This window comes from Leptospira ainlahdjerensis, assembly GCF_016919175.1.
Classification (GTDB): domain Bacteria; phylum Spirochaetota; class Leptospiria; order Leptospirales; family Leptospiraceae; genus Leptospira; species Leptospira ainlahdjerensis.
Genome location: NZ_JAFFPU010000038.1, coordinates 43,800 through 58,601, shown reverse-complemented (window position 1 = coordinate 58,601; position 14,802 = coordinate 43,800). Strand labels below are relative to the sequence as shown.

At 41.5% G+C, this 14,802-nt stretch carries 19 protein-coding genes and 1 pseudogene; 9 read left to right on the top strand and 11 right to left on the bottom strand.

Features of this window, described 5'->3' with window-relative positions; all coding sequences use genetic code 11:
* Nucleotides 1–57: 57 nt before the first annotated feature.
* The 5 genes from JWG45_RS11205 to JWG45_RS11185 form a co-directional block, all read right to left on the bottom strand.
* Complete coding sequence (locus tag JWG45_RS11205) at nucleotides 58–591, bottom strand: DUF773 domain-containing protein (RefSeq protein WP_205279825.1); 534 nt, start codon at nucleotides 589–591, stop codon at nucleotides 58–60.
* A 48-nt stretch (nucleotides 592–639) separates the two neighbouring features.
* Entirely contained in the window at nucleotides 640–1,779 is a 1,140-nt protein-coding gene (locus tag JWG45_RS11200; protein WP_205279824.1) for a nitrilase-related carbon-nitrogen hydrolase, read from the bottom strand.
* Between the two features lie 144 nt (nucleotides 1,780–1,923).
* Nucleotides 1,924–2,649, bottom strand: coding sequence for a sigma factor SigX-regulated lipoprotein (gene srp / locus JWG45_RS11195; protein ID WP_205279817.1), 726 nt, complete (start codon nucleotides 2,647–2,649; stop codon nucleotides 1,924–1,926).
* Nucleotides 2,650–2,714: 65 nt separating this feature from the next.
* Complete coding sequence (locus tag JWG45_RS11190) at nucleotides 2,715–3,563, bottom strand: LA_0442/LA_0875 N-terminal domain-containing protein (RefSeq protein ID WP_232380643.1); 849 nt, start codon at nucleotides 3,561–3,563, stop codon at nucleotides 2,715–2,717.
* A 181-nt stretch (nucleotides 3,564–3,744) separates the two neighbouring features.
* Complete coding sequence (locus tag JWG45_RS11185) at nucleotides 3,745–4,671, bottom strand: LA_0442/LA_0875 N-terminal domain-containing protein (protein ID WP_232380644.1); 927 nt, start codon at nucleotides 4,669–4,671, stop codon at nucleotides 3,745–3,747.
* Between the two features lie 193 nt (nucleotides 4,672–4,864).
* Between JWG45_RS11185 and JWG45_RS11180 the strand changes: the two genes are divergently transcribed.
* The 4 genes from JWG45_RS11180 to rsx (JWG45_RS11165) all read left to right on the top strand — a co-directional run bounded on the left by JWG45_RS11180 (nucleotide 4,865) and on the right by rsx (JWG45_RS11165) (nucleotide 7,324).
* Nucleotides 4,865–5,398 carry an RNA polymerase sigma factor gene (locus JWG45_RS11180; RefSeq protein WP_205279818.1) on the top strand — a complete coding sequence of 178 codons (534 nt, stop codon included), beginning with the start codon at nucleotides 4,865–4,867 and terminating at the stop codon, nucleotides 5,396–5,398.
* Between the two features lie 9 nt (nucleotides 5,399–5,407).
* Nucleotides 5,408–5,599, top strand: coding sequence for a hypothetical protein (locus JWG45_RS11175; RefSeq protein WP_205279819.1), 192 nt, complete (start codon nucleotides 5,408–5,410; stop codon nucleotides 5,597–5,599).
* Between the two features lie 108 nt (nucleotides 5,600–5,707).
* Entirely contained in the window at nucleotides 5,708–6,250 is a 543-nt protein-coding gene (locus JWG45_RS11170; RefSeq protein WP_205279820.1) for an RNA polymerase sigma factor, read from the top strand.
* A gap of 45 nt (nucleotides 6,251–6,295) precedes the next feature.
* Complete coding sequence (gene rsx, locus JWG45_RS11165) at nucleotides 6,296–7,324, top strand: LIMLP_03685 family anti-sigma factor (RefSeq protein WP_205279821.1); 1,029 nt, start codon at nucleotides 6,296–6,298, stop codon at nucleotides 7,322–7,324.
* Between the two features lie 87 nt (nucleotides 7,325–7,411).
* On the opposite strand, the gene JWG45_RS11160 is transcribed toward rsx (JWG45_RS11165), so the two are convergent.
* Nucleotides 7,412–7,810, bottom strand: a complete 399-nt coding sequence (locus JWG45_RS11160) for a TIGR04452 family lipoprotein (protein WP_205279822.1) — start codon at nucleotides 7,808–7,810, stop codon at nucleotides 7,412–7,414.
* A 103-nt stretch (nucleotides 7,811–7,913) separates the two neighbouring features.
* Nucleotides 7,914–8,384 carry a hypothetical protein gene (locus JWG45_RS11155; RefSeq protein WP_205279823.1) on the bottom strand — a complete coding sequence of 157 codons (471 nt, stop codon included), beginning with the start codon at nucleotides 8,382–8,384 and terminating at the stop codon, nucleotides 7,914–7,916.
* On the opposite strand from JWG45_RS11155, the pseudogene JWG45_RS11150 reads away from it, so the two are divergent.
* Together JWG45_RS11150 and JWG45_RS11145 are read left to right on the top strand one after the other, a co-directional pair.
* Nucleotides 8,381–8,737, top strand: a pseudogene (locus JWG45_RS11150) (hypothetical protein); the annotation flags it as partial. The gene JWG45_RS11155 and the pseudogene JWG45_RS11150 sit on opposite strands and share 4 nt — an antisense overlap.
* 103 nt (nucleotides 8,738–8,840) lie before the next feature.
* Nucleotides 8,841–9,239 (top strand): TIGR04452 family lipoprotein, encoded by a 399-nt coding sequence (locus JWG45_RS11145; RefSeq protein ID WP_205279822.1) that lies wholly within the window; start codon nucleotides 8,841–8,843, stop codon nucleotides 9,237–9,239.
* Nucleotides 9,240–9,326: 87 nt separating this feature from the next.
* Here JWG45_RS11145 and rsx (JWG45_RS11140) read toward each other — a convergent pair whose 3' ends face one another.
* From rsx (JWG45_RS11140) to JWG45_RS11125, 4 genes are all read right to left on the bottom strand, one after another.
* A complete protein-coding gene (gene rsx / locus JWG45_RS11140) occupies nucleotides 9,327–10,355 on the bottom strand; it encodes an LIMLP_03685 family anti-sigma factor (protein WP_205279821.1) in 1,029 nt (342 codons plus the stop codon).
* A 45-nt stretch (nucleotides 10,356–10,400) separates the two neighbouring features.
* Nucleotides 10,401–10,943, bottom strand: coding sequence for an RNA polymerase sigma factor (locus JWG45_RS11135; protein WP_205279820.1), 543 nt, complete (start codon nucleotides 10,941–10,943; stop codon nucleotides 10,401–10,403).
* A gap of 108 nt (nucleotides 10,944–11,051) precedes the next feature.
* Nucleotides 11,052–11,243: a hypothetical protein gene (locus JWG45_RS11130; protein ID WP_205279819.1), complete on the bottom strand. Its 192-nt coding sequence runs from the start codon at nucleotides 11,241–11,243 to the stop codon at nucleotides 11,052–11,054.
* A 9-nt stretch (nucleotides 11,244–11,252) separates the two neighbouring features.
* Nucleotides 11,253–11,786: an RNA polymerase sigma factor gene (locus JWG45_RS11125; RefSeq protein WP_205279818.1), complete on the bottom strand. Its 534-nt coding sequence runs from the start codon at nucleotides 11,784–11,786 to the stop codon at nucleotides 11,253–11,255.
* 193 nt (nucleotides 11,787–11,979) lie between these two features.
* Between JWG45_RS11125 and JWG45_RS11120 the strand changes: the two genes are divergently transcribed.
* The 3 genes from JWG45_RS11120 (at nucleotide 11,980) to srp (JWG45_RS11110) (ending at nucleotide 14,727) form a co-directional block, all read left to right on the top strand.
* A complete protein-coding gene (locus tag JWG45_RS11120; protein ID WP_232380644.1) occupies nucleotides 11,980–12,906 on the top strand; it encodes an LA_0442/LA_0875 N-terminal domain-containing protein in 927 nt (308 codons plus the stop codon).
* Between the two features lie 181 nt (nucleotides 12,907–13,087).
* Entirely contained in the window at nucleotides 13,088–13,936 is an 849-nt protein-coding gene (locus JWG45_RS11115; protein WP_232380643.1) for an LA_0442/LA_0875 N-terminal domain-containing protein, read from the top strand.
* Nucleotides 13,937–14,001: 65 nt separating this feature from the next.
* Nucleotides 14,002–14,727, top strand: coding sequence for a sigma factor SigX-regulated lipoprotein (gene srp / locus JWG45_RS11110; protein WP_205279817.1), 726 nt, complete (start codon nucleotides 14,002–14,004; stop codon nucleotides 14,725–14,727).
* Nucleotides 14,728–14,802: the final 75 nt, after the last annotated feature.

Here is a 14,802-nt window from a genome sequence, read left to right as displayed (position 1 = left end):
ACGAAGTTGAGTTTGTAAACCTCTTCTATTTCTCGAGGTTTACAAACATTCCGAAGACTACTTCTTCCGTTTTTTCACCGCAGTCTTTTTCTTGGCCGCTTTTTTCTTAACGACTTTTTTCTTCGTCTTAGGCTTTGACTTCGTTTTCGGTTTTGCCTTTTTCGCCGCCGCCTTTTTAGCTTTTGCGGCTTTTTTCTTAGGAGCGCTCTTTTTCTTTGCGGGAGCTTTCTTTTTAACCGCCTTCTTCACAGCCGTCTTCTTTGGCGCCGGGCCAAGATTCGAAAGAGCGAAAAGAATCGCACTTTCCGATAAAGAATCCCAATCTTCTTGGAATTCGCTCGGAATCTGAAGCCAATCCTTCATCGCCCTTCCCTTTCCGGACGGATCAAAAAGTTTAGCTCCCGGATAACGCGCGATGATTTCGGCAATTTTCTCCGCACCGAGTTTTAAAACGAGTTCTCCTTGGAAAAAAGCTCCGAAGGGTTTTCCATCCAAGTTCAGCGATTCAAGACCGAACCACTTTCCGATGGAAGCTTGTTTGTGTTTGTTGATAAAGTTTTCTGATAAGACTTCAATGTTAGATTGAGACATGCGACTAAGATAATTCTTTCTTAATAGTTTTCAATAAATAAATTTTTCTTATAAATACAACAAAAGATTTACGAGACTCGCACCGAAAATCCGAGGATGAGTTTGGGCCCTCGAACCGCTCACGAAGATCGTTTCTCCATCGGAACCTAAGTCCCAGAGGTCACCTCTTAAGAAAACATTCATCCCAAAGTTCGCTCCGGAACTTGAAATTCTCCCGGCCAAAGCGTATTTCAACCAAGCTTCCCCTTCTCGTATTCTTCCGATATCGCTTCTTTGAATATCGGATGGATTTTCGGAACCGTTGTAACCCTTCCAAATCGCATCCATTGCGCCGTTGGGAGCCACAAAGGAGGGCACAACGACAAAAGCTACATTCTGTTTTCTGAATGTTTCGTAAACCTCCGGATACCAGGAATCAGCGCAGACCAAAATCCCTAGTTTTCCGGCAGGAGTGGAAACGATCCTGAGATTTTCAACGGTCGACGCTCGAACAAAGGGTTTTTCGTCGTCTACGGGGAATATTTTTAGAGAAGAGTTCTCGGCAACCTTTCCATCTGGAAGAAAAACGAAGGATCCGTTTTGCAAAGCGCCGTTCCCGATTCTTAAAAAACCATCTTTTACAAAAGGTTCCGGAAGAAGAATCGAACCCGCTACGATCGTTATCGAAAACTTCCTGGAAAGACCGGAGAATGTATTTTGATAAGCGACAAGCATCTCCTTCGATTTCATCCGAAAGACGGCGTCGGAAACCTTGTCTTCCGCTTTTGCTTGAATCCAATTCCAAACAAAGGAAAAAAAGTTGCTGAGGACAAGATTCTCCATCGCCTCTTTCATTCGAGCGGCTCGGTATATCGATTCTTTTTCGCCGACCACAACGAGCCAAGTTCCCAAGTATTCGGGAAGAACCACGATCGTTTTTGGATTTAGAAAACCTTTTTTTTCGGCCAGAAGAAGATACGATTCGATCTTTTCCCGAAACCGATCGGCGCTCGCGTAATCTTCGGCAGACATCCAGGGTTGAATTCCCAAAATGTTTCCCTTGTTCGAGTCGACACCGTCGACTAACGTTCGTTCGATGCGGGTTTGGATTGGTTGTAAAGAAGGCGTTCGTCCGACGTTGGACCAGATGGTATAAAAACCGAGGAGAAGAATCAAGGAAACACCGAGGATTCGTTTTGTAAGCGTCATGGCAGACTACTTCGTTTGTTTTTTCAGTTTCGCTCAACCCAATTTTTTTGAAAAAGAATGAGTTCTGATCGGGAAAAAGATTTCGGGAGAATCAAAAAAGGAAAAACCGCCGAGGAAAAATTCCCCGGCGGTTTTAAACGGAGCTTATTTCAATTTGTAAGAACCCTTGTATGAATAAGTAGAATCTACGGTTTCGGTTCCGACCGTTCCGGTGACACGTACGGTCTCGTCGATGTTGACAACGGCCTTATCGATATCGTTCGCGTTCTCAATCGATAGTTTCGCGTTGTTTCTTGTAAACGTAACGTCGAATGTGGGATACAAAAATCCGTTTACCTTATAGTTGCTGGAACGAATTCTTTGGGTTCCGGAAGCGGAAACTTTGTAAAGCGAAGTAGTCGAAGTCGGATCCGTGGTTTGTGTCATGGTGGCGTCTTGTAAAAGTTCTCCCTCAAGTAAAACGGAAACGTTAGAATTACTGCTTCCATCGAGAGCAGGAGCGGAAAAAGAGCAAGAGGTATAAATCGACTTTGCTCCGTTAAGCTGCATCGTTATAACTCCCGCACCCACGGGGGTTATAACCACGTCTCCGGACAAATCCATGGAACCACCTTTTGGGCATTTCATCGACTGACTGACCACAGCCAATGGAGAAACCGCTCCGTTGGAATACGCACCCGCTCCACCACCGTTGCCGGTATCTCTGAGATTTAAGGCCGAATACAAACCGGAAACACCTTGATCTTTAGGGGAAGTCAGCGCCATCAGGAGCGCAAAATTTTTCATGGAATCATCGTTCCCGGATTTCCCATCGCAATAGGAAAAGAGGAAAGTTAAAAGAATGAGAGAAATCGTTTTTTTCAAAAGCATCGTGAAATCCTCCTTTTGGATTCACACTGCTTACGGTATGGAAACCAAAAGTGTGCCAGTTGAAATCAAAAACGAACCGTAAATCCTCCTGAAATTTCTTTCTCCCTTTCCAAAAACGAAATCCTCACCGAAGGAACCACCGTCCATTCTTCCAGTTTGTAACCGAGAAAAGCGTCCAAGAGCAAAACGAATAAAAATCCGGAAACGTATAAATTTCTTTCCTGAAAATATCTCCCTCTCTGCAGAATCTGTCCATCTACCAATTCAACTCTCTGGCTGATGGAATAATATTCATGCGCCAAGGTCGCCAATATTAAATTCGTATCCCGACTCAAAATGGAAGCGTAAACTTCAGGAGGACTACTGTAAGAATCGGACTCGCTCAAGGGCTTCGGCTTCGATAGATAAACGTAACTTCTTTCCGCAAGATAGAGTTCCGCGAGAATGAAAAAAAATCCAACACTCTTCCAAGCATAAGAATCGGAACGAACCAAACGAGACCATCCGGGAATCAAACCTTCCGAAAACGACTTCAAACCGGAGGTCCTTTTCGGAGTCGCGTCCGCAACCTCTAAGAAGAGTTCCTTCTCTTTCGATGGCTCTTCGATTCTTTCCGTCTTTGTTTGTGAGTCGGAAGTGCGGGGAATGGAAGATGATTTCGGAATTCCATCCGAAACGAATATTTTCAAAACCTTGGAAAGAGGAATATTCTCAGTCTTACCGTTTGCGTGTGAGATTTCAAAACCGTTCGCTACGGGTTTGATCTTTACGTTTTCGATCTTCCTTCCGTTTTTGAGCAAAACCGATTTTGCGTCCAAGGAGAAATCGAAAAAACAAAGCGGGGATAACAAAAGAAAAAAAAAGAAAACAACGGGGGCGAAATTTCGCATCGTTTGAACAATACTTGGGAACATACCTTGAGTCAATTCGTTATTGGATGAAAATGATTGAGAAATGTTTTAGTTCATTCTTTCAACCTTTTCGTATGAGGAGAATTCGGATCCGATCTTAAATTCGAAATCAAAAAGAGTAGATTCTAATTTCTTAAATACACAAAACGCTCTTTCTAAAAAGAATCGCAGAGTTATGTAAAAATCAAAAACGAACCGTCAAACCTCCGGAAATTTCTTTCTCTCTTCCTGAAAAAGAAACGTTCAAAGTAGGGACTATCATCCAGTCCTCGTATTTGTAACCGATATACGCATCCAAAAGAAGAACAAACAAAAGTCCGGAGACGATCCAATCTCGTTCCTGAAGATAACGGGACTTTTCTAGGATTTGTCCGTCGCTCAATCGAACCTTGTTATAAGTAGAATACGCTTCGTTGATGCCCGCAGCCAGTATCAGATTGGTATCTCGGAGCCAGAGCGCGTACAAAAATTCGAACGGGAATCCGTAATTGGGATCTTCGGAAACAAAACCCGGTTCCTGTAGATAAACGTAACTTCTTTCCACAAGTGCCAGCTCGGCGAGAATGAAAAAAAAACCCAATCCTTTCCAGGCATAAGAATCCGAACGAACCAAACGAGACCAACCGGGAATCAACCCCTCCGAAAACGACCTCAAACCGGATGTCTTTTTCGGGATCGCGTCCGCAACGTCTAAAAAGAGTTCCTTCTCTTTTGTCGTCTCCGCGCTTTTTTTAATCTTTGTTTGTGATTGTGGGCTCGGGAGAATTTGCGCCGACTTGGGAACGTCGTCCGAAATGAATATTTTTAGAACTTCGGAAAGAGAAATGTTTTCCACCTTACCGTTTGTGTGCGAGATTTCAAAACCGTTCGTTACAGGTTTGATCTTTACGTTTTCGATCTTTCTGCCGTTTTTTAAAAGGACTGATTTGGCGCTCAGATCCAGACTCAAAAAACAACAGAGAAACAAAAACGGACAAAAGCGAGTAAAGATTCGCATTCTTTGAATGGGAGTTCCAACCTTTGTTTGAGTCAACTCGTAAATGAACTGGAAACCTCGGTTTAGAAATGGAAAGCCCTGGAACAAAGAAAGACTTCCGATGTTAAAAATCAAATTCTCGGATCGAATTTTGATTCGAACTTTAGCCGATCCAAAATTCTCAGGAGAATCGAAATTCTAAACCGAAAACATTCGATCGAAGAAACGTGAGAAGACCAGGATTCGCAAAAATGAAAAACCATTCCCATCTTAGAACAAGATAGGAATTTCCTCGAAAAATGAGATACATTTTTGTCGAGGTTTTTGTATGGAAGAAGTTCGAACGCTTGATTTTGACGAATTGTATCCAAAGAATTACGATAAGATCTTTCGATTCTTATTGGGTAAAGGTGCGTCTCAAGAAGAAGCGGAAGAGGTTTGCCAGGAAACGTTTATCAAGGTTCTACATCATTGGGAAAGTTTTGATCCCTCGAAAGGGAACGTAAGCTCCTGGATGATAACCATCGCAAAAAATCAGTTTTTCGATTTAATGCGAAAAAAAAATTCTACACAAGGCAAAGAAATCGAAAATTCTCAGGAATACATAGAATCGATCGCACAAGCAAAGGCAAAAAACGAGGATGAAAAAAACCGATTGGATCTTTTGAAAGACACGGTGGAAAGCCTTCCTCCTTTGGAAAAGGAAATCATTCAACTTCGTTTTATGAAAAAATATACGATCAAAGAAACTTCCGAACAACTGGGAATTTCGGTAAGAACCGTGAATCGGAAAACATACGCATCCTTGACCATACTGCGTATGAAATTACAAGGGTCTGATTTTGGCTTTGGAAGTCTTTGAGGAGGCGAAATGGAAAACGACAACAAGAACAGTCCAAGCAGAAACAAAAAAATTAGAATCAAAAAAGCGAGCAAAGATTCGTATTCTTCGAGTAAAAAGCTAAACTTGAGAGCCGATAAACGCCCTTCTCATCGCGTCCTACATCGTACGATCAAAATTTTGGAATGGAATCCTCAGGGAAAGACAGTGAATTCGATTTAAATCCGTCTAAAATGCGGAAAGAAAATTCCATTCACAAAAAATCAAAAAAACTTTTTTTTAGAATTTAGCTGGCACTTTTTCTCAAGTCGAATCGTTACTTGTTATAGAATGGGTGAAAACTCTGAAGTTCGAACGTTCGATTTTGACGAATTGTATTCAAAGAATTACGATAAGATCTTTCGATTCTTATTGGGTAAAGGTGCGTCTCAAGAAGAAGCGGAAGAGGTTTGCCAGGAAACGTTTATCAAGGTTCTACATCATTGGGAAAGTTTTGATCCCTCGAAAGGGAACGTAAGCTCCTGGATGATAACCATCGCAAAAAATCAGTTTTTCGATTTAATGCGAAAAAAAAATTCTACACAAGGCAAAGAAATCGAAAATTCTCAGGAATACATAGAATCGATCGCACAAGCAAAGGCAAAAAACGAGGATGAAAAAAACCGATTGGATCTTTTGAAAGACACGGTGGAAAGCCTTCCTCCTTTGGAAAAGGAAATCATTCAACTTCGTTTTATGAAAAAATATACGATCAAAGAAACTTCCGAACAACTGGGAATTTCGGTAAGAACCGTGAATCGGAAAACATACGCATCCTTGACCATACTGCGTATGAAATTACAAGGGTCTGATTTTGGCTTTGGAAGTCTTTGAGGAGGCGAAATGGAAAACGACAACAAGAACAGTCGGAGATCAAAAATGCAGAAAGCCATCGCCAACGAAATGACCCGGCTCGAACTCGCCGAGTTTTTATCCGATCATCAAACAAAGAAAGAATTCTTCGCACTGATGAAATTAAAAAAGGATCTCGGTTCGATCGGCGCGATCGAACCTTCAAGTTCTTCGGAAGCGAAAAAAAGAGTTAATTTTAAATTCGGCCTTTTAGCGGCGGCCTCCTTATTTTTGATTTCAGCCCTGGCTCTTTACTTCCGTTTTTTTTATGAAGCTGCAAATGCGAACGAGTTCGAAGTCGCAAAATCCATCGTTACCGGAACCTGCGAGATTCAAAACTTTCAACAAAAGGTAGTATTAAAAAGCGGGAAAGAATCCTTTTGCGACCATCAAATCCAAGGTGAGATCGGATTGATCGTGAGAACGTTTCCAGAATCGGAATTTCAAATTCATAAAAACGAGGATGGGATTCTCTTGGAGTTACGCTCCGGGATTGTGATCGTCACTACAAAACGAAAAAACTCCGCAGTTTCGATCCGTGCCCGAGTCCACTCCATTTCTTCCCAACTGTTGGGAACCACTTTGGTCCTTTTCTCGGAAGGGAATTTAGATCATTATAAAATACTTGTGTTAGAAGGAAACATTCGAGTGCCGGATTCCTATGGAGAAGCCCAAAAAACCTTCGACGTAGGCTCCGGATACTCTATTTTTGAAATGGATCCGAAGTCAAAAGAAGATTCCTCAAAAAAAATCGTAACGGAAAAAATCAATCCTAAGGATTTAAAAAAATACTCCAGTCTTTCCGATGATTCGCAAAAGATCCTTCAAACCGAAGAAACAAAACACGATTCTCGGACGGTCGAATATATAAAACGGGAACTTACTTCCGAATCGAATAGGATCGAGGAACCTACGTATAAAATCACCCTCAAGGACAAAACAAAATACGTGGGAAAAATCCAGGAGAACGAAAATTCTTATATCCTTACCGATAAAAAGGGAGTTGAAATCAGGATCGATAAAAAAGACATAGTTGAGTTGGAATTGGTTCCTTAAAAACCAATAATCCTAGAAAAAGTCCCGCATTGGAAACGGATAAAGTCGAAAACGAAGAGATTCTTTAATTGATTATAAATTTCTAAATTACAATTTTTTACTAATAACGGGGATACTAATCGGAGGATTGCTCGCGTCGCAAACAAAGGTGGAAAGCGCGGTGGAGACGATCGATATCAAAAAAATCCGATCGGCGCATTCGTCCACCGCATCCTTCTGATAAACTTTCTTTTCGTCGATTCCCATCGAATCCGGTATGACTAACGTGAGAGTGAGCCCCGCCAAAGAAGCGGATCGAACCGGCTCGGCTTCCGAGAGTCCCATGATATAAACCAACTGACTGAGCAAAAGACGGTCCGATATAATCTCTTTTGCTTCCTTACCCGTTACAAGGCTTGGATTGATGTCTAAATAGGCGCAGTCCTTGCAAAGAAAAACCGCAAAGAGGAGAAATAAAGAATTGGCTTTTATTTTTCCGAACAGCATACTTTATCAGACGATACGATCCCTTTGTTTTTTCGAATTCTATTCAAAATACGATAAAAAGGGATCGGAGCGACCGACGTCTAAGTAGTTCGGTTTAATTTTTTTAGTATTTAGGCCAGACTATGGAGTCGTCCTTAAATAGAGGACTGAATCCGAAAAAGATCAATTCGTTTTCTTCAAATTGAAAGATCGCGTTCAACTGATCCGAGAAAGCGGTGACACCTTCCTCAGCGTCTTCCTCTTCATCATGCTCGTGCTCTTCATCGTCTTCTTCCAGATCGTTGACGCCGTTTTTTTCGAGAAGGTCTCGGATCGTTTCGATGGATTCTCCAATGATCGGTTTTCCATAGAGAAGAATCGAAGGATTGGAAATCGTTATCGAGTAGAGTTTGTTGTCCTCGTCCGCGTCGAACTCGTATTCTGCTTCCTGAGAAAAATATTCATATCCCGTAGACTGTGAACCTTCGTAGTCGTAGTTGTAAACCTCGTCCGGTTCTCCCAACTTAGCCTTTACTTCTTCCATCGACATTCCAAAATAAAGTCCGTTCAATCCCTTTCCAATTTCAATGTTCACAGTCTACGGGATATGAATATTTTTCTCAGGAAGCAGAATACGAGTTCGACGCGGACGAGGACAACAAACTCTACTCGATAACGATTTCCAATCCTTCGATTCTTCTCTATGGAAAACCGATCATTGGAGAATCCATCGAAACGATCCGAGACCTTCTCGAAAAAAACGGCGTCAACGATCTGGAAGAAGACGATGAAGAGCACGAGCATGATGAAGAGGAAGACGCTGAGGAAGGTGTCACCGCTTTCTCGGATCAGTTGAACGCGATCTTTCAATTTGAAGAAAACGAATTGATCTTTTTCGGATTCAGTCCTCTATTTAAGGACGACTCCATAGTCTGGCCTAAATACTAAAAAAATTAAACCGAACTACTTAGACGTCGGTCGCTCCGATCCCTTTTTATCGTATTTTGAATAGAATTCGAAAAAACAAAGGGATCGTATCGTCTGATAAAGTATGCTGTTCGGAAAAATAAAAGCCAATTCTTTATTTCTCCTCTTTGCGGTTTTTCTTTGCAAGGACTGCGCCTATTTAGACATCAATCCAAGCCTTGTAACGGGTAAGGAAGCAAAAGAGATTATATCGGACCGTCTTTTGCTCAGTCAGTTGGTTTATATCATGGGACTCTCGGAAGCCGAGCCGGTTCGATCCGCTTCTTTGGCGGGGCTCACTCTCACGTTAGTCATACCGGATTCGATGGGAATCGACGAAAAGAAAGTTTATCAGAAGGATGCGGTGGACGAATGCGCCGATCGGATTTTTTTGATATCGATCGTCTCCACCGCGCTTTCCACCTTTGTTTGCGACGCGAGCAATCCTCCGATTAGTATCCCCGTTATTAGTAAAAAATTGTAATTTAGAAATTTATAATCAATTAAAGAATCTCTTCGTTTTCGACTTTATCCGTTTCCAATGCGGGACTTTTTCTAGGATTATTGGTTTTTAAGGAACCAATTCCAACTCAACTATGTCTTTTTTATCGATCCTGATTTCAACTCCCTTTTTATCGGTAAGGATATAAGAATTTTCGTTCTCCTGGATTTTTCCCACGTATTTTGTTTTGTCCTTGAGGGTGATTTTATACGTAGGTTCCTCGATCCTATTCGATTCGGAAGTAAGTTCCCGTTTTATATATTCGACCGTCCGAGAATCGTGTTTTGTTTCTTCGGTTTGAAGGATCTTTTGCGAATCATCGGAAAGACTGGAGTATTTTTTTAAATCCTTAGGATTGATTTTTTCCGTTACGATTTTTTTTGAGGAATCTTCTTTTGACTTCGGATCCATTTCAAAAATAGAGTATCCGGAGCCTACGTCGAAGGTTTTTTGGGCTTCTCCATAGGAATCCGGCACTCGAATGTTTCCTTCTAACACAAGTATTTTATAATGATCTAAATTCCCTTCCGAGAAAAGGACCAAAGTGGTTCCCAACAGTTGGGAAGAAATGGAGTGGACTCGGGCACGGATCGAAACTGCGGAGTTTTTTCGTTTTGTAGTGACGATCACAATCCCGGAGCGTAACTCCAAGAGAATCCCATCCTCGTTTTTATGAATTTGAAATTCCGATTCTGGAAACGTTCTCACGATCAATCCGATCTCACCTTGGATTTGATGGTCGCAAAAGGATTCTTTCCCGCTTTTTAATACTACCTTTTGTTGAAAGTTTTGAATCTCGCAGGTTCCGGTAACGATGGATTTTGCGACTTCGAACTCGTTCGCATTTGCAGCTTCATAAAAAAAACGGAAGTAAAGAGCCAGGGCTGAAATCAAAAATAAGGAGGCCGCCGCTAAAAGGCCGAATTTAAAATTAACTCTTTTTTTCGCTTCCGAAGAACTTGAAGGTTCGATCGCGCCGATCGAACCGAGATCCTTTTTTAATTTCATCAGTGCGAAGAATTCTTTCTTTGTTTGATGATCGGATAAAAACTCGGCGAGTTCGAGCCGGGTCATTTCGTTGGCGATGGCTTTCTGCATTTTTGATCTCCGACTGTTCTTGTTGTCGTTTTCCATTTCGCCTCCTCAAAGACTTCCAAAGCCAAAATCAGACCCTTGTAATTTCATACGCAGTATGGTCAAGGATGCGTATGTTTTCCGATTCACGGTTCTTACCGAAATTCCCAGTTGTTCGGAAGTTTCTTTGATCGTATATTTTTTCATAAAACGAAGTTGAATGATTTCCTTTTCCAAAGGAGGAAGGCTTTCCACCGTGTCTTTCAAAAGATCCAATCGGTTTTTTTCATCCTCGTTTTTTGCCTTTGCTTGTGCGATCGATTCTATGTATTCCTGAGAATTTTCGATTTCTTTGCCTTGTGTAGAATTTTTTTTTCGCATTAAATCGAAAAACTGATTTTTTGCGATGGTTATCATCCAGGAGCTTACGTTCCCTTTCGAGGGATCAAAACTTTCCCAATGATGTAGAACCTTGATAAACGTTTCCTGGCAAACCTCTTCCGCTTCTTCTTGAGACGCACCTTTACCCAATAAGAATCGAAAGATCTTATCGTAATTCTTTGAATACAATTCGTCAAAATCGAACGTTCGAACTTCAGAGTTTTCACCCATTCTATAACAAGTAACGATTCGACTTGAGAAAAAGTGCCAGCTAAATTCTAAAAAAAAGTTTTTTTGATTTTTTGTGAATGGAATTTTCTTTCCGCATTTTAGACGGATTTAAATCGAATTCACTGTCTTTCCCTGAGGATTCCATTCCAAAATTTTGATCGTACGATGTAGGACGCGATGAGAAGGGCGTTTATCGGCTCTCAAGTTTAGCTTTTTACTCGAAGAATACGAATCTTTGCTCGCTTTTTTGATTCTAATTTTTTTGTTTCTGCTTGGACTGTTCTTGTTGTCGTTTTCCATTTCGCCTCCTCAAAGACTTCCAAAGCCAAAATCAGACCCTTGTAATTTCATACGCAGTATGGTCAAGGATGCGTATGTTTTCCGATTCACGGTTCTTACCGAAATTCCCAGTTGTTCGGAAGTTTCTTTGATCGTATATTTTTTCATAAAACGAAGTTGAATGATTTCCTTTTCCAAAGGAGGAAGGCTTTCCACCGTGTCTTTCAAAAGATCCAATCGGTTTTTTTCATCCTCGTTTTTTGCCTTTGCTTGTGCGATCGATTCTATGTATTCCTGAGAATTTTCGATTTCTTTGCCTTGTGTAGAATTTTTTTTTCGCATTAAATCGAAAAACTGATTTTTTGCGATGGTTATCATCCAGGAGCTTACGTTCCCTTTCGAGGGATCAAAACTTTCCCAATGATGTAGAACCTTGATAAACGTTTCCTGGCAAACCTCTTCCGCTTCTTCTTGAGACGCACCTTTACCCAATAAGAATCGAAAGATCTTATCGTAATTCTTTGGATACAATTCGTCAAAATCAAGCGTTCGAACTTCTTCCATACAAAAACCTCGACAAAAATGTATCTCATTTTTCGAGGAAATTCCTATCTTGTTCTAAGATGGGAATGGTTTTTCATTTTTGCGAATCCTGGTCTTCTCACGTTTCTTCGATCGAATGTTTTCGGTTTAGAATTTCGATTCTCCTGAGAATTTTGGATCGGCTAAAGTTCGAATCAAAATTCGATCCGAGAATTTGATTTTTAACATCGGAAGTCTTTCTTTGTTCCAGGGCTTTCCATTTCTAAACCGAGGTTTCCAGTTCATTTACGAGTTGACTCAAACAAAGGTTGGAACTCCCATTCAAAGAATGCGAATCTTTACTCGCTTTTGTCCGTTTTTGTTTCTCTGTTGTTTTTTGAGTCTGGATCTGAGCGCCAAATCAGTCCTTTTAAAAAACGGCAGAAAGATCGAAAACGTAAAGATCAAACCTGTAACGAACGGTTTTGAAATCTCGCACACAAACGGTAAGGTGGAAAACATTTCTCTTTCCGAAGTTCTAAAAATATTCATTTCGGACGACGTTCCCAAGTCGGCGCAAATTCTCCCGAGCCCACAATCACAAACAAAGATTAAAAAAAGCGCGGAGACGACAAAAGAGAAGGAACTCTTTTTAGACGTTGCGGACGCGATCCCGAAAAAGACATCCGGTTTGAGGTCGTTTTCGGAGGGGTTGATTCCCGGTTGGTCTCGTTTGGTTCGTTCGGATTCTTATGCCTGGAAAGGATTGGGTTTTTTTTTCATTCTCGCCGAGCTGGCACTTGTGGAAAGAAGTTACGTTTATCTACAGGAACCGGGTTTTGTTTCCGAAGATCCCAATTACGGATTCCCGTTCGAATTTTTGTACGCGCTCTGGCTCCGAGATACCAATCTGATACTGGCTGCGGGCATCAACGAAGCGTATTCTACTTATAACAAGGTTCGATTGAGCGACGGACAAATCCTAGAAAAGTCCCGTTATCTTCAGGAACGAGATTGGATCGTCTCCGGACTTTTGTTTGTTCTTCTTTTGGATGCGTATATCGGTTACAAATACGAGGACTGGATGATAGTCCCTACTTTGAACGTTTCTTTTTCAGGAAGAGAGAAAGAAATTTCCGGAGGTTTGACGGTTCGTTTTTGATTTTTACATAACTCTGCGATTCTTTTTAGAAAGAGCGTTTTGTGTATTTAAGAAATTAGAATCTACTCTTTTTGATTTCGAATTTAAGATCGGATCCGAATTCTCCTCATACGAAAAGGTTGAAAGAATGAACTAAAACATTTCTCAATCATTTTCATCCAATAACGAATTGACTCAAGGTATGTTCCCAAGTATTGTTCAAACGATGCGAAATTTCGCCCCCGTTGTTTTCTTTTTTTTTCTTTTGTTATCCCCGCTTTGTTTTTTCGATTTCTCCTTGGACGCAAAATCGGTTTTGCTCAAAAACGGAAGGAAGATCGAAAACGTAAAGATCAAACCCGTAGCGAACGGTTTTGAAATCTCACACGCAAACGGTAAGACTGAGAATATTCCTCTTTCCAAGGTTTTGAAAATATTCGTTTCGGATGGAATTCCGAAATCATCTTCCATTCCCCGCACTTCCGACTCACAAACAAAGACGGAAAGAATCGAAGAGCCATCGAAAGAGAAGGAACTCTTCTTAGAGGTTGCGGACGCGACTCCGAAAAGGACCTCCGGTTTGAAGTCGTTTTCGGAAGGTTTGATTCCCGGATGGTCTCGTTTGGTTCGTTCCGATTCTTATGCTTGGAAGAGTGTTGGATTTTTTTTCATTCTCGCGGAACTCTATCTTGCGGAAAGAAGTTACGTTTATCTATCGAAGCCGAAGCCCTTGAGCGAGTCCGATTCTTACAGTAGTCCTCCTGAAGTTTACGCTTCCATTTTGAGTCGGGATACGAATTTAATATTGGCGACCTTGGCGCATGAATATTATTCCATCAGCCAGAGAGTTGAATTGGTAGATGGACAGATTCTGCAGAGAGGGAGATATTTTCAGGAAAGAAATTTATACGTTTCCGGATTTTTATTCGTTTTGCTCTTGGACGCTTTTCTCGGTTACAAACTGGAAGAATGGACGGTGGTTCCTTCGGTGAGGATTTCGTTTTTGGAAAGGGAGAAAGAAATTTCAGGAGGATTTACGGTTCGTTTTTGATTTCAACTGGCACACTTTTGGTTTCCATACCGTAAGCAGTGTGAATCCAAAAGGAGGATTTCACGATGCTTTTGAAAAAAACGATTTCTCTCATTCTTTTAACTTTCCTCTTTTCCTATTGCGATGGGAAATCCGGGAACGATGATTCCATGAAAAATTTTGCGCTCCTGATGGCGCTGACTTCCCCTAAAGATCAAGGTGTTTCCGGTTTGTATTCGGCCTTAAATCTCAGAGATACCGGCAACGGTGGTGGAGCGGGTGCGTATTCCAACGGAGCGGTTTCTCCATTGGCTGTGGTCAGTCAGTCGATGAAATGCCCAAAAGGTGGTTCCATGGATTTGTCCGGAGACGTGGTTATAACCCCCGTGGGTGCGGGAGTTATAACGATGCAGCTTAACGGAGCAAAGTCGATTTATACCTCTTGCTCTTTTTCCGCTCCTGCTCTCGATGGAAGCAGTAATTCTAACGTTTCCGTTTTACTTGAGGGAGAACTTTTACAAGACGCCACCATGACACAAACCACGGATCCGACTTCGACTACTTCGCTTTACAAAGTTTCCGCTTCCGGAACCCAAAGAATTCGTTCCAGCAACTATAAGGTAAACGGATTTTTGTATCCCACATTCGACGTTACGTTTACAAGAAACAACGCGAAACTATCGATTGAGAACGCGAACGATATCGATAAGGCCGTTGTCAACATCGACGAGACCGTACGTGTCACCGGAACGGTCGGAACCGAAACCGTAGATTCTACTTATTCATACAAGGGTTCTTACAAATTGAAATAAGCTCCGTTTAAAACCGCCGGGGAATTTTTCCTCGGCGGTTTTTCCTTTTTTGATTCTCCCGAAATCTTTTTCCCG